This is a genomic window from Alteribacillus sp. HJP-4, assembly GCF_042139015.1.
Classification (GTDB): domain Bacteria; phylum Bacillota; class Bacilli; order Bacillales; family Marinococcaceae; genus JBHIKY01.
Map to the genome: position 1 here is coordinate 249,961 of NZ_JBHIKY010000001.1, position 15,296 is coordinate 265,256.

Consider the following 15,296-nt stretch of genomic DNA (forward strand, 5'->3'; position numbering starts at 1 on the left):
TGTTTAATCCCAGGCTCTTATTATTTATTTGATTGAAAACTCTTCACGTTCTAATAAATTTTCAGGAGTTGCCCCAATTTCATCCTGGTGAAAGTAGTCTCTGATGACACCATCATGCAGGTAGTTAGCAATGGAAACGATAGACATGCCTTGATCCAGGGCAAGATAAGCATTGGTTACTTCTCCTGTTTCCACATTCACTGAATCTAGAAATCCATATTCACCGTAAGTGTTGTAGCTTTTTAAGGTTTGAATGTTTTCAAACGCTCTCATTGGCGCGTACTCCAGGGCTAAGAAAGTGGCGTGCGGCGTAACCGTTCCATCTGCCTCATACCCTTCTATTCCAAGCGGTGCAGCACCAAATTCTTTATAATCTTCAGGTGTAGCTGCCGGCGACATTCCCCACGCGTCATACCCTTCTTCTTCTGCATATTCAATTTGAATATCAACATGACGCTGGTTATTTAACCCGAGGGCATCTGTACCAAGCTCTTTTTCTTTCATTACCAGCTGCGGCATGAGAGCTTCAAACATGCTTCCTCCCCAGCTTGGGACATATTTTTGCCCATTGTAGCTATAGTGTCCTTCAAATACATCAATGCCATCATATGTTTCGGTATAGCCTTCTGGAGTCTGGGACTGCCAATCCCAGTCCGCCGGCATCGTGCGATACATTCTCCACCAATGGTCTTGCGGCACATCCCCCTTACCGATAGACAAGTAACTTGCCACACGCGGCTCCGTATATAAAGCCCCATAATGGTGATCTGTTAAGCTTTCTATCTCTGCATCATAACCGCCATGCATTTGACCAACTTCTGGATCATAAAGAACAGAGTAGTCCATGTCATCCACAAGAGTACTCGTTTGATCTTTGAGTTCTGGATAAGCTTCTCCCACGACGATTAAACCGGCGGACAACCACCCATTATCCACGGTGGATATGAATTGCCCCCAATCAGTCATCAGTGAGCCATCATTCGTATAATACCAGTTATAGTAAAGGCCGTTCCATGTTTCCATTTCTTCTAAAGTGTTTATGGAAGTTTGAATTTTCGTGATGGCTTCCTTTTTAGAAAGGAGGCCTGATTCTTCCGCAGCGATCGTACTCATAAAGTACATGCCGATATTAGTAGGCGAGGTATGTTTTGCAGGTTCAATGTCTCCGTCCTCTGTTTTTCTTACGGCATCATATGTAAGCCCAGTATCATCGTCTGTAAAATCTTCAAAATAGCGATAGGTTTGTTTCGAAATAGCCTCAAGCTGCTTAGAAAGTGCGATTTCTTTGCCTTTTTCTGACGGGTGCGCGGATGATGAAGAGGAAAGCATAAAGCTAACAATAAAAGTCGAGACAGCTAACATGCACAAAATTTTTCTCAAACTAACACTCCTATTATGTTTTTAGTGAAACGTTTCAATTAACATTTCTATTAAGAGTATACATAAAGGAAATGTAAGCGTAAACATTTTTTCCTTAAAATTCTGACTTTTAAGACTTTTTTCGTATATATAAAAAAAGCCCCCGAGGATGGGGCTCAGCTGTTATTTACGCCATGTCGTATTCCAGCTGCAGGGCTTCCGCTACTTCTTTATTCGTTAACCGCCCTTTGAACGTATTTAATCCTTTTACGAGCTGAGGGTCCTCGAGAAATGCGTCGCTTTCCACTTTAGATGCAAGCCGCATGATGTATGGCAGGGTGACGTTGTTCAGCGCGATCGTGGAGGTGCGCGGAACAGAGCCCGGGATGTTGGCGACGGCATAATGGACAACGCCGTGCTTGATGAAAACGGGATCCTCGTGTGTCGTAATGCGGTCGACGGTTTCAAAGACACCGCCCTGGTCAATCGCCACATCGAGTACGACGGAGCCGTCTTCCATCGACTGAATCATTTCTTCGGTGACGAGCTTTGGTGTTTTCGCTCCCGGAATGAGGACAGCCCCAATGACGAGGGACGAATCTTTTACTTCTTCGGCGATATTTACCGGGTTCGACATGACTGTTGTCACTTTCGAGTCGAACTGGGCATCGAGCTCGCGGAGCCGGTTGGCGTTCAGGTCGATAATGGTGACGCCCGCTCCGAGACCGACAGCGATGCGGGCAGCGTTCGTTCCGGCCACACCGCCTCCGATGATCGTTACTTTGCTGCGTTTGACACCCGGTACGCCGCCGAGCAGCACCCCCTGTCCGCTATGATGCTTCTCTAATAAATGAGCGCCGATCTGTGTGGCCATTTTGCCGGCCACTTCACTCATTGGCGTTAACAGCGGCAGCGCGCCATTTTCTTCAATCGTTTCATAAGCGAGCGCCGTCACTTCGTGTTCGATCAGTGCTTTTGCAAGCTCCGGTTCTGCCGCGAGGTGCAGGTAGGTGAACAGCACGAGCCCGGGGCGGAAATAGTCATATTCGGAGGGCTGCGGCTCCTTAACTTTGACGACAACCTCCGCCTGCTCCCATACATCTGCCGCGTTTTTCAACAACACGGCACCGGCTGCCTCGTATTCGGTATCTTCAAATCCGCTCCCAATCCCTGCGCCGCTTTCAACCAAAACCTGCGCTTCTTTTCCACACAGCACCTGGACACTCGTCGGACTGAGTGCGACTCTGTTTTCTCCCTGCTTGACCTCTTTAGGTACTCCAATTCTCATCGTTATTCCCTCCTGCTTCTAGTTACAGTGCGTTTTCCTGCTTGGATGGCATGTCTTCTTCCAATGCAGCTTCGTCTGCATCGTCTTCGTACTCAATTGTAAATCCGGTATAGCCGTAAATGATCGCAATAATCGGACTCAGCAGCGCGAGAAACGCATATGGCGCATAGGCGAACGCGCTCACTCCGAGCGTAGCGAACATGAAGGCACCGCATGTATTCCATGGCACGAGCGGAGATGTCATCGTCCCGGCATCCTCCACTGTCCTGGAGAGGTTTTTCATTTTCAAGCGTCGTTTCTTATATTCGCCCGCGTACATCCGCGCCGGAATAATGATCGACAAATACTGCTCGCAGCCGACGACATTGGCTGTCATCGACGTCGCAACCGTAGTGGAAATCAAGCTTCCCGTGGATTTCGCGAGCTTCATCAGATTTTCTACAATGACCGCGAAGAATCCAGCTGTTTCGAGAATACCGCCGAAGCTGAGCGCGATTATAAGAAGAGAAACGGTATACATCATTGCTTCAATACCGCCGTTATTCAGAAGATTGCTTAATATCTCATTATTCGTATCCGATGTATAGCCGTAAAACAGGGCTGATATGCTATCGGATACCGGCACGCCCTGAACGACAATCGAACAGAAAATTCCCATTAACGAACCGATGGTAAGAGCGGGTATGGCCGGCATTTTCATGACCATCATTACAATAATCATACCCGGCACAATCAACAGCCACGGTGTGACCAGAAAACGATCTCCTATCGCTGCCTGCAGCTCCGCTACCTGAGAAATGCTGTTTCCGGCGCCAGATGCCCAAAAGCCCATCACAAAGTAGATAATTAACGAAATAACAAGCGCCGGGATGGTGGTAAACATCATGTGTTTAATGTGTTCGAACAATTCAGCTCCTGCTACACCCGGCGCCAGGTTGGTCGTTTCAGAAAGCGGAGACACTTTATCCCCAAAATAAATCCCTGAAATAACAGCACCGGCGACCATTCCGACATTCAAGCCGAGGCCTTCACCGACACCCATTAGTGCGATTCCTATCGTGCCTGCAGCGGTCCAGGCATTGCCGGAAGCGACCGCCACAATACATGATATAGCGCAGGCGGCCACCAGAAAGTAGGTCGGGGATAAAATATCAAGCCCGTAGAAAATCATCGTCGGCACAATCCCGCCGGCTAACCAGGAACCGATAATCGTCCCGATAATAACGAGAATAATAACGGCCTGCAGCGCCAGCGAAATACCACGGATCATCCCTTCTTCAAGCCGCTTCCATCTGTAACCGAGAGAAAAAGCCACGATCGTTGCAACGACTCCGCTTAGAAATAACGGAATATGCGGATCTGCCTCATAGCGGGCGATGCCTACAAACAAGGCAGCTACCATGAAGATGATCGGAATCAGCGCATGAATCAGTGTCGGCTTTTTTGGTTCCCTGTTTTGTTCTTTCATTATCCTGCTCCCTTCGCATAGTGGTAGGGGACCTATTCGTCTTCATTACAGTTTTTTTATGGGCTGTACTCGTCATTGATCCATTCCATTAGTGAAGCATTTGTACAGGATTCGTTATCCTCCGGGATGTAGTTGTTTAAAATACGGCGGAACGAAAATCCGCTTTTCAGCTGAAAGGTCATGACGGGATCATAAAGCTCTCCCTCGATCACTTTTTCTGCATATTGTTCCGGCGTTAATTCATTCTGATATTTGTGATAATTCGGAATACGCCCGCCGATCAAAATACTTTTTACCTGCAGGTCGCGGGCCAGCTGTTTTCTTTCTTCATACAGCTTCTGTCCGACTTTCAGATGCCGGTAATCCGGGTGCACGACGACCTCTATGCCGTACAGGTGCGGGGCGCTGTCGTCGTGGTTTCGAATATAGCCATTGTCACATATGTCACTGAGTTTGTGAGGCACCTGGAACTGGTCTTCGGATACCCGCAGGCTGCCGGACGCGCCGATAATCCGGCCGTCGTATTCAACGCAGCGCTGCCCGTCCGGAAATTTCTCAATCTGACTCTCATAATGCTTTGGTTCGAAAGCGATATCCTTTCCAAACCCGATGACAGCGACCTCGTAAATCGCCGGAATATCTTCTTTCGTCACCGGGCGAATCGTCACGTCCTGTCCAATCGTCTCATAAGGCGTGGTCATTGTATCTCTCCCTTTCTTTCATAATAACGCGGAAACAGCGCGTATGGAGATGTACTTTTCTTCCAAATACTCGTAAAGCCCGGACGTGCCGCCTTCGCGGCCGAGCCCGCTTTCCTTCACACCGCCGAAGGGCGCCTGCGGAACGACAATGGCCGGGTCATTCATGCCGATCATGCCGTAGTCAAGCTGATGCATCATCCGCAGCACACGGTCCATGTCTTTGGTGAAGCAGTAGCCCGCCAGTCCGTAGGACGTATTGTTCGCCCGCTGCACGACCTCTTCTTCTGTTTCGAAAATAAAGATGGGAGCGACGGGGCCGAACGTTTCCTCGGTGGCGATCGTCATCTCTTCTGTTACCCCGCTCAGTACGGTCGGCTCATAGAAATATCCCGGCTCCCCTGTTTTTGCTCCACCGGATGTGATGGAAGCTCCTTCCTGCACCGCATTTTTTACCTGCCGCTCCACTTTGTCCAGTGCTTCGGTGCTGATGAGCGGTCCCATGTCAATGTCTTGATTCATCCCATCTCCGACCAGGATGTTCTGTACGGCAGCAGCGAGCTTTTCAGAAAATACTTCCGCCACCGACTGCTGGACGTATATGCGGTTCGTGCTGATGCATGTCTGACCGGCGTTTTTAAACTTCGTGCCGATCACGGCTGCGACCGCATTATCAAGGTCGGCATCGTCAAAGATAATAAACGGCGCGTGGCCTCCGAGCTCCATCGATACTTTCTGCACATGCTCGGCAGACTGTTCGATTAACTTTTTGCCGACGGCCGTAGAGCCGGTAAACGTCAGCTTTTTCACGAGCGGGTTGGAGGTCATTTCTTTTCCGATCGCCACCGCGTCTCCATGAACGAGGTTCAGCACCCCTTTCGGAAAGCCGGCGCGTTCGATGCATTCGAACAGCTTCACGGCCGTTAACGGTGTCGACGGGGCCGGCTTAATGAGCATCGTACAGCCGGCCGCGACCGCAGGCGCAAGCTTTCGAATAATCATCGAAATCGGGAAATTCCACGGAGTGATCGCTGCTGTGACACCAATCGGCTGTCTGATGACGAGCAGCTGCTTGGCCGGGTCCGACGGCGGCAGCACTTCCCCGTAAATGCGTTTCGCTTCTTCGGCGTACCATTCGAGATAATCAATTGCCACCAACACTTCCCGCTCGGCATCCGCAAGCGGCTTCCCCATTTCTTTTGTGGCCGTCTCGGCAATAGCGCGTTTGTGTGTATCGAGTTCACTCACGAGCGCCCGGAGAAATGCCGCTCTTTCTTTTCCTGTCGTTTTTCTCCATTCGAGAAAGGCATCGTGCGCGGCTGTCACTGCCTGTTCGGTTTCATTTGTTCCTCCAAGAAAAACCTCCCCGACGGCCTCGCCATTGGCCGGATTGTAAATCGTTTCTTTCTCGTCTGTTTTCTTCCACGATCCGTTAATAAAAAGCATTTAAAGAGCCTCCTCTCTCTTGACAGAATATTTTCTGTAAGGCTGATGAGCCGGCATTCCTTCACAGACATGCATGCGCAGCTCCGTCAGGTTCATGACGATCGAAAAGACCGTTTCCATCTGCCGGTGCTCCGGCGCTTTCGGGTTTACATAATGATTGATCGCATTCGGCGCGTTAAACGTATCGCGGAGCCAGCTTTTCATCGTATCTTCAGTAAAAGGAGTCTGTTTCTGCTGATCAATCCGGATGAGCTGTTCCGCGCGCCGTTTTCTGATTTCAGAATCGCTGTAGCGGAAATTGTTTTTATCGTTTACGTGCTGCAATACTTCCGGTGAACAGATATGGTTCGTGTGAACGCCGAGCGAAGCGTTGTCATTCGTAATCGAGACTCCGTAAGGCGATACCTCTGCCTGGAGGACCATCCCCCGTTCTTTGCCTTCGCTTGCGCCAATGAGAAAGTTGGCAGTCGAAGCAAGCTGGCCATCCTGGACGCCAGCGAGTGCTTCGTGAAGCGAAGAGGCATTCAGGACGGCACGGAGGCCTAGATGAATCGGCACGCCGTCTGTTTTACGGTCGGTAATCAGCGCGTTCAAACCAACACCGACCGAATGGCTGTTCATCCCGATCTTCCCGATGATCCCGCCTTCGGTCACCATCGCAATGTCGGGCCGGTTGTCCTGGCGGATACGGAGCAGGAGAAGACTTTTGGTCTGTTCTCCTTTCCAGTCCCAGTTCTGGCCGATAATCGTATCCGCCGCATACGGGGCGGTCATGCCGATGCTCGTGCATCCGTCCGTGAAGCTGTTATGAGCCTGTCCGGTCAGCGCGATTTCACTGCGCGCGTTCAGGGCGAGAATATCTTCAAAATCGACTCCTGCCCCCGCGGCCACCCCTTCCATTTCTTCGAGCATCGAGACGTCGTATTTTTCAATCACCGGCAGGTGAATTTTGCCGCGTTCGCGAACGGTGGTCCAGTTAATCTGCTGGTAGCCGTAGAACAACCGTTCATAGGTGTCGAGGCTTTTCAGCACCTCTTCTTTTCCTTCGAGGCCGTGCTTCCTGCCGATTTCTTCCGGCGTTCCTGATAGGTCTATATTCTTCATGTTTTGATTCCTGCCTTTGCGTTAGAAGTTAGCAGTATTTCTTATCAAATACGTGCAATGCCTCATCGAGCCGTTCGATCAACTCCTGAATCTGTTCAGAAGAAATAATCAGCGGCGGCGCGAGTGCAACGATGCTTTTGCCGTCTGCGCTGCCAGGGGCGCGGAGAATGAGATTTTTCTCAAAGCACATTTCGACAAAATCGAGTCCTGTTTTCCATTCGCCCGGGAAGCGTTCATCCTTGTCCCGGTCTTTAAAAAGCTCAAATGCGCCGATCAGCCCAATATTCCTCGGAAGGTGGACCGTCTGATGACGCTCGCGCAAGTACTCGAATCCATCCAGCATCACTTTCTCCATTTCCTGGACATGCGGGATGATGCCGTCGCGCTCGATGATCTCCAGGTTTTTCAAGGCTACCGCGCATGCCGTCGGATGGCCGCTGTACGTAAACCCGTGCGCCATCACCTGGTCGAACTGCTCGAGCACCGCTTTGATTTCATCGTGAAACATGACGCTTCCGAGCTGCGCGTACCCGCTGCTGATGCCTTTCGCGAGACACATCATGTCCGGCACAACACCCCAGTGGTCGACTGCAAATTTCTCCCCTGTGCGGCCGAACCCGCTGATGACTTCATCGGCGATCATCAATATGTTGTGCTCACTGCAGAGCTCCCGGACAGCCTGCAGATACCCAACAGGCGGCATATACACGCCGCCGGAGCCCTGAATCGGCTCGATAATCAGGCCGGCAATGGTATCCGCCCCTTCTTTTTCGATCAGTGCCCGGATCGACTGTTCAAACTGCGGATGACTGCGGTCGCCTCGTTCGCATTCCGTTAAATGCGGCGTTGCGTGGTAGACGTCCGTCATGTGCGTGCCTGCGAATCGATGGAAGCCGTGCAGCGCCGTGGCCGTGCCCGCTCCAATTGTCACGCCGTGATACCCCTGGCGGAGAGCCAGGAATTTCGTTTTTTCAGGCTGCTTTTTCAGCTGCCAGTAAAAGCGCGCCAACTTAAATGCCGTATCGTTGGATTCGGATCCCCCGGATGTGAAAAACGACGTGTTCAATCCTTCCGGTGCCCACTCCGCCAGCTTCGCCGCGAGCCGGATCGCCGGTTCGCTCGAGTAGCCGGCAAACGATGAGCTGAAAGCAAGCGTCGACATCTGCTGCTGCGCAGCCTCTGCCAGCTCTTTCTGCCCGTGGCCGAGATTGACGTTCCACAGCATCGAAAGGCCGTCAATATATTGGCCGCCCTCTGTATTGGTGACATAAATGCCGTTTCCTTCGGAGAAGACCATTTTCGGGGTCTGGCCCGGCACGCTCGACGGGTGCAGGAAATGCTTCCGGTCGAGCTCCTCTAATATGTTCGTGTGATTGTTATCTGTCGTTGGTGCCTGCTGCATGTCTCATAACCTCCTTTTTTCGCTTGCTCATAGACATTGCAATAAGCGTGCCAACTTTGAAAATCAGCGGCACTTATTTTTTTAAACTTCTGCGAAAGCCCTTCCATTGGGCGAAATATTTAGAAAATATAAAAAATGAATGCCCGGAGAAACCAGGCATTCATCTATAGAAGATAATCTGACAATTTATGATTTTTTGCATAATCTATGATTATTTTCATACATACTGTTTTATAAGATCTTTCACCATTATTTTTCCTGTGAAATCTTCAGTTGTTATGATTTTTTGCATACTTTTTCACTTCGTTGTACTTCCGACTGACAGCCGACTGACTCATCCCGAGCTTTTCCGCCGCGGCCGTCGTCGTCTTATAGCGCTCCATCGCAAGCTCGACCATCTGCCGCTCCAGCAGCTTTTTCGCTTCCTTTAGCGGCATAATTTCGGTGACAGCGACGCTCGAGGAGGAGGATTCCGCCGGATGGAGAAACCTCCGGACGTACTCGCCCTCAATGAGTTCCGCGTCCGCCGTCACGACAAGTCGCTCAATGACGTTTTGGAGCTCTCGTATGTTACCCGGCCATCCATACGCCTCGAGCACCTGCAGCGCTTCGGGTGTTAAATGAAACGACTTGTCGTATTTGCGGTTCAGCTGATCCATAAACGTATACGACAACAGCGGAATATCCTCCGGCCTTTCCCGCAGTGCCGGCACGCGAATCGGAATGACATTAATGCGGTAATACAAATCCTCCCGGAATGTCCCCTCCTTGACAAGCTTCTCCAGAGACTGATTCGTGGCGGTGACGATCTGTACGTCAATCGGCTTGGACTGGACGCTTCCGATCGGGGAAACCTCCCGCTCCTGCAGGACACGGAGCAGCTTCACCTGCAGGTGGAGGGAGAGCTCGCCGATTTCATCAAGAAACAGTACCCCGTGGTTCGCCTGTTCAAAATAGCCGACCTTTCCCCTGCTGTCCGCACCCGTAAACGCGCCTTTCACATAGCCGAACAGCTCACTCTCAAGCAGGTCCTCCGGGATCGCGCCGCAGTTTACCGTCACAAACGGCTTGTCCGCGCGTGCTCCGTTATCGTGAATGGCTTTGGCAATCAGCTCTTTCCCGACACCGGATTCTCCTAAAATCAAAACGGTGGAATGAAAATCCGCGAGCTTTTCGACGGTTGCCATCACGCTCTCCATTTTTTTACTGCCATATACAATTTCCGGCGAAAGCGACTGGTGGTGCTGCTTTTTCAGGGATTGAAGCTCTTCTTTATACTGATCGGTCATCTGCCTCGTTTCTCTCAGCTCTGACTTCAGCCTGGTCGTTTCCGTAATATCCCTTGAGGCAATTACAATCCGGTCGACGATGCCGTCTTCGCCGAAAATCGGGTTTCCGACCGACAAAACTTTCTGGCCGGAGGCGAGCGTCTGCATCGACGTAATTTTCTTTTTCTCCTCGAGCACTAGATCAATCAGGGACGGATCGGCCTGTTCCATCGTCGAATAGTCGTGGATGCGCTGCCCGACAATGGCGTGAAGATCCTCGCTCCACGCATGCTCCAGGTAGTTTTCACTGTGACGAAGGAGCGTCCCGTGCTGATCGACAACAAGAATTTCATCATACATCGTCGCAAGAATCGCGTTCAGATCCCGGTTTAAGTCTTTCACGTAGCCGATTTCAAGCGCCATTTCCTCGACCTGCGGCAGATCCTGCACGATAATAATAACGCCGTTTATCTGGTTTTCTTCATCAAATATCGGAGAATAATCGAGCAGCAGGCCCGCTTCCTCCTGAACGAGGATCTGATTTAACACCGTTTCCCCCGTCTGAAGCACGTGTTCAATAATGTCGGCGTGAAAGAAGTCATCGACGGAGTGCTGCTTTACCTTTTCTTCCGTCGTCCTCATCATCGAGAGCGCCGTATCGTTAAAGTGAACGACCTTTTTCATATCATCAACGACAAAAATACCGCGAGGAATCGAAGACAGCATCATTTTCAGGAAATCCGACGTCGTATTGCTGTGCTGAAACAATTCAATCAGCAGCTCTTCTCTCGTGAGATAACCGGCATATTCCTCCGCCTCGCCCTTGATCAGCACCAGCTGCTTCCCGAGAATTTGAAACAAAAAAGGAATCGACAGCTTCCGCTCCGGCGTAATCGTAATCGTCTCCGAGAGCGGCACCGCATGGTTTTCCAAGAGAGGCACAATGTCCTCTTCCTGAAGTCGTTTATTCCGAACTTCCTCTATAGAAACATACGCATAAAAAGCGTTATCCTTTTTCAGAAACAAGTGGGTTACGTTACACGTTTGAATCGTCTTCTCCACCTGGTCATCCAGCGGCTGCAGAGACAATGAGTGTATTGGATGCGCTGCCTCTTTTAAGGCACGGTACAGCATAGGCCCATCCTCCTTTTTGTCTTTATCATAACATGAGAGGTTTTTAGTTGAGATATATTGGGCAGGGAAGGCATGATCCATTTGAACTTTCCCATCCCAAGTGAAAAACAACCGATTTGTATTTGCTAAACTAAACCTCAATACTCATGCATTGATGAGTGAAGTACAGGTTAACAGAAGCAAAAAGGAGACCGTACAGACAATAAGTACGCCCTCCTTTATTTTATGTAAATACTTCTTTTTGTTCTTTCCACTCTTTTCTATACTTCAATTTGTGATATGGTTCACATAAACTAATCCTAAACTAATTTATTAAATTTGATTTTTGCACTCCATAAAAAAACTGCCAGCTTGGAGAATCAATTACCTCTCTAAGCTGGCAGTTTTATTAGTTTATTTTTTTATTCCACCGTCACACTCTTCGCGAGATTCCGTGGCTTATCGACATCGCAGCCTCTGTGCAGGGCTGCGTAGTAGGCGATCAACTGCAGCGGGATGACGGAGAGCAGTGGTGTCATGAGCTCGTGAATGTCCGGAAGGACAATCTGGTCGCCGTCCTGCTTCGTCGTTTCGGTGCTGATGATGCAGGCGTTGGCGCCGCGGGCGACGACTTCCTGGACGTTTCCTCGGATGTTCAGGTTTACATGCTTCTGCGTTGTGACAGCCACAACCGGTGTGCCGTCCTCGATCAGGGCGATCGTGCCGTGCTTGAGCTCGCCGCCGGCGAAGCCTTCTGCCTGAATGTAGGAGATTTCCTTGAGTTTCAGGGAGCCTTCCATGACGACGTGATAGTCCATGCCACGGCCGATGAAGAAGCAGCTGCGTGTCTCAAACAGGTAGTCGCGGGCGATCTGCTCCATGACGTCCTTCTGGTCGCATAGTGTTTCCATCGCGTTTGCGATCAGGCTGAGCTCCTGGATGGCGTCGAAGTCGGTGTCGATGCCCTGGGCGCGGGCGCTGTCCATCGCTAAGATAGAGAACACCGCCATCTGCGCGGTATACGCTTTCGTTGACGCGACGGCAATTTCCGGTCCGGCGTACGTGTGCAGCGTGAAGTCTGCTTCACGCGAAAGCGTGGAGCCGGGAACATTGGTGATCGTCAGTGATTTATAGCCATTCTTTTTCACGTTGACGAGAACGCCTCGGCAGTCCGCGGTTTCTCCGCTTTGTGAAATAAAGATAAAGAGCGGTTTTTCTGAAAGCAGTGGCTGGTTATATAGGAATTCACTAGCAATATGGACTTCCACCGGCTTCTTCGCAACCTTTTCCATCATTTCTTTTCCGACCAGGCCGGCGTGGTAGCTCGTGCCTGCGGCAATGATGTAGAGGCGGTCCGCGTCGTTGATTGCGCTGCGGATATCGCCGTCGAGCTTGATGTCGCCGTCGTCGTTCTGATATTTCTGCACGATGTTTCTCATAACGAACGGCTGCTCATCGACTTCCTTCAGCATAAAGTGGTTGTATGTGCCTTTTTCCGTATCGCTTTCGTCGATATCGGTCGTGAAGGAATGACGGGTCACGCTCTTGCCGTCGAGTGTTTTCACCTGGACATTGTCCTTGGTGACAACGACGATTTCTTCGTCCATGATTTCAATAAATTCTTTCGTGATGTGAAGCATCGCCATCGCATCGGACGCCACAACATTGACGCCGTCGCCGAGACCGACGAGAAGCGGGCTCTTGTTCTTCCCGACATAGATCGTGTCATTGTCAGCATTGTCGATCAGTGCGATCGCATACGAGCCGTGCAGAAGCGAGAGTGTATGGCGGAACGCTTCCTCGGTGCTTTCACCTTTCTGCGAAAAAGCCTCGACGAGCTGAACGATTACTTCGGTGTCGGTTTCGCTCGCAAGGGTCACATCATGGAGATACTCCTTTTTCAGCTGCTGGTAATTCTCGATTACACCGTTGTGCACAAGGGTATAGCGCTCACTCACGCTCTGGTGCGGGTGGGCGTTTTCCTTACTCGGTGCGCCGTGGGTCGCCCAGCGCGTATGGCCGATGCCGGTCGTACCGGAGGCGTCTTTATTGATGGCGTCCTCGAGAGAGGCGATTCTTCCTTTTTCCTTGTACAGTTCAATGCCGCTGTTTCCGACAAGAGCGATGCCGGCGGAGTCATAGCCGCGGTATTCAAGCTTCTGCAGCCCTTTGATGAGTATATCCTTTGCTTGTTCGTTTCCTATATATCCTACAATTCCACACATAGTACGTGTCCTCCTGAGTCGGCGGGACACGGCATGCCACGGGGCATAACCGGGCCCCGCTCTTTATTTTTATTTGGCGTATGAAGGGTATCCAATTCTCCCCGTTCCGCCTTCTGTTCGTCACTGCACCGATGTTTGTTCACAGAGTCACCTCTGTGTTTTCCATCGATCCTTAGCGGTTGTGACGTGCAACCGGGAGGCATCCGCCGATCGTTCGATGAACCTCCTCCTCGTCAACTGCCTGTGATTCCGTCCGATCAGGCAGTCCGGGCGCTTTAATTATAAAAATAATTTCCTCTGTCCCCCTTTCATGTTATCTTGTTCCATTTTACTATAAGACTTTTGGGGTGGCAATCTGCATCTTTCGACAAACGCTTTACTTAAGAAAAGGGTGAGTCTTGAAGAGAGTTTCCCGATGGCGGGATCTTTTAAACATGCTCTCTGCATCATTAGTCGGTGAATAGCCTTATAACGTTACGTGTTTATCCTGCCACCGGAAAATTCTATACAATAAATTATGCGCCGCCCCCGTCTGCGGTGAGGGCTGGCGCATATGACAATTTTTCAGGCGCCCATGTGCGTCTCGACTGCATCGACGACTTCCTGGACGTATTTTTCACAAAGCTCGGTCGTTTCCGCCTCTGCCATGACCCGGACAAGCGGCTCGGTGCCGGACGGACGGACAAGGATGCGGCCGTTGCCGCCCATATCCGCTTCGACGCGGTCAATGACTGCTTTTACCTCGGGGTTGCTGTCAACCTCATGCTTGTTCGTGACCCTAACATTCACAAGCTTCTGCGGGAACGTCTCCATTTCCGCGGCCAGCTCGGAAAGCGACTTCCCGGACGACTTGACCATTTCCACAAGCTTTAATGCCGTCAGCATGCCGTCGCCGGTCGTGACGTGATCGAGAAAAATGATATGCCCGGACTGCTCGCCGCCGAGGCTGTAGCCGCCGTTTTTCATTTCCTCCATCACGTAGCGGTCGCCGACCTTCGTCTGCTTCGTCTGGACATTGATGCCTTCGAGCGCTTTGTAGAGGCCGAGGTTGCTCATGACAGTGGTGACGACCGTATTGTGGGCAAGCATCCCTTCCTCGCGCAGATGCTTCGCACAGATGTACATAATTTTGTCGCCGTCCACGAAATTCCCTTTTTCATCGACTGCAATCAGGCGGTCAGCATCTCCGTCAAATGCGAGTCCGACGTCCGCCCTTTTTTCCTTTACATAAGCGGCAAGTGCTTCCGGATGAGTGGAGCCGACACCGGCATTTATGTTGATACCGTCCGGGTTGTTTCCGATCGTCGAGATATCGGCGTCAAGATCCGCGAACAGGTGCGGCGCGAGCGACGAGGCTGAGCCGTGTGCACAGTCAAGCGCAATATGAAGGCCGGAAAAGTCTTCATTAATCGTCTGCTTAAGAAACTGCAGGTATTTCTGCCCGCCTTCAAAATAATCATTAATGATGCCAAGACCCGAGCCGGCTGGACGCGGCATCGTGTCCTCGCCTTCAATGAGGGATTCAATTTCGTCCTCCTGCTCATCGCTCAGCTTAAAGCCGTCGGAGCCGAAGAACTTAATCCCGTTATCTTCGACAGGGTTGTGGGACGCAGAAATCATCACTCCGGCATGCGCACTGACTGCTTTCGTTAAATACGCCACGCCCGGGGTAGAGATGATTCCGAGGCGCATGACTTCCACCCCGATGGAAAGAAGCCCTGACACAAGAGCGCCCTCGAGCATTTCACCGGAAATTCTCGTGTCACGGCCGATCAATACCTTCGGATGATCAACTTCTCTTGTCAGTATGTACCCCCCGGCACGGCCGAGCCGGAATGCCAGCTCTGGTGTTAATTCTTTGTTTGCTATTCCCCGCACTCCGTCGGTTCCAAAATACTTACCCATACATCCATCTCTCCTTAAGT

At 51.0% G+C, this 15,296-nt stretch carries 10 protein-coding genes; all 10 read right to left on the bottom strand.

Annotation, left to right across the window (positions count from 1 at the left end; translation table 11 throughout):
- Positions 1-24: 24 nt before the first annotated feature.
- The 10 genes from ACE4RR_RS01155 to glmM all read right to left on the bottom strand — a co-directional run bounded on the left by ACE4RR_RS01155 (position 25) and on the right by glmM (position 15,276).
- The gene (locus ACE4RR_RS01155) at positions 25-1,380 is read right to left on the bottom strand and encodes a glucoamylase family protein (protein WP_375533553.1); all 1,356 of its coding nucleotides are present in this window, start codon (positions 1,378-1,380) and stop codon (positions 25-27) included.
- A gap of 166 nt (positions 1,381-1,546) precedes the next feature.
- Positions 1,547-2,647: an alanine dehydrogenase gene (gene ald, locus ACE4RR_RS01160; protein WP_375533554.1), complete on the bottom strand. Its 1,101-nt coding sequence runs from the start codon at positions 2,645-2,647 to the stop codon at positions 1,547-1,549.
- 22 nt (positions 2,648-2,669) lie between these two features.
- The gene (nhaC, locus tag ACE4RR_RS01165; protein WP_375533555.1) at positions 2,670-4,115 is read right to left on the bottom strand and encodes a Na+/H+ antiporter NhaC; all 1,446 of its coding nucleotides are present in this window, start codon (positions 4,113-4,115) and stop codon (positions 2,670-2,672) included.
- Positions 4,116-4,171: 56 nt separating this feature from the next.
- On the bottom strand, positions 4,172-4,816 hold the full coding sequence (locus ACE4RR_RS01170; protein WP_375533556.1) for a GNAT family N-acetyltransferase: 645 nt from the start codon (positions 4,814-4,816) through the stop codon (positions 4,172-4,174).
- An 18-nt stretch (positions 4,817-4,834) separates the two neighbouring features.
- Entirely contained in the window at positions 4,835-6,259 is a 1,425-nt protein-coding gene (locus ACE4RR_RS01175; RefSeq protein WP_375533557.1) for an NAD-dependent succinate-semialdehyde dehydrogenase, read from the bottom strand.
- Positions 6,260-7,363 carry a C45 family autoproteolytic acyltransferase/hydrolase gene (locus ACE4RR_RS01180; protein ID WP_375533558.1) on the bottom strand — a complete coding sequence of 368 codons (1,104 nt, stop codon included), beginning with the start codon at positions 7,361-7,363 and terminating at the stop codon, positions 6,260-6,262.
- 28 nt (positions 7,364-7,391) lie between these two features.
- Entirely contained in the window at positions 7,392-8,765 is a 1,374-nt protein-coding gene (locus tag ACE4RR_RS01185; protein ID WP_375533559.1) for an aminotransferase family protein, read from the bottom strand.
- A 269-nt stretch (positions 8,766-9,034) separates the two neighbouring features.
- Entirely contained in the window at positions 9,035-11,164 is a 2,130-nt protein-coding gene (locus tag ACE4RR_RS01190; RefSeq protein WP_375533617.1) for a sigma 54-interacting transcriptional regulator, read from the bottom strand.
- A 404-nt stretch (positions 11,165-11,568) separates the two neighbouring features.
- A complete protein-coding gene (glmS, locus tag ACE4RR_RS01195; protein WP_375533560.1) occupies positions 11,569-13,371 on the bottom strand; it encodes a glutamine--fructose-6-phosphate transaminase (isomerizing) in 1,803 nt (600 codons plus the stop codon).
- A gap of 564 nt (positions 13,372-13,935) precedes the next feature.
- Positions 13,936-15,276 (bottom strand): phosphoglucosamine mutase, encoded by a 1,341-nt coding sequence (glmM, locus tag ACE4RR_RS01200; protein ID WP_375533561.1) that lies wholly within the window; start codon positions 15,274-15,276, stop codon positions 13,936-13,938.
- Positions 15,277-15,296: the final 20 nt, after the last annotated feature.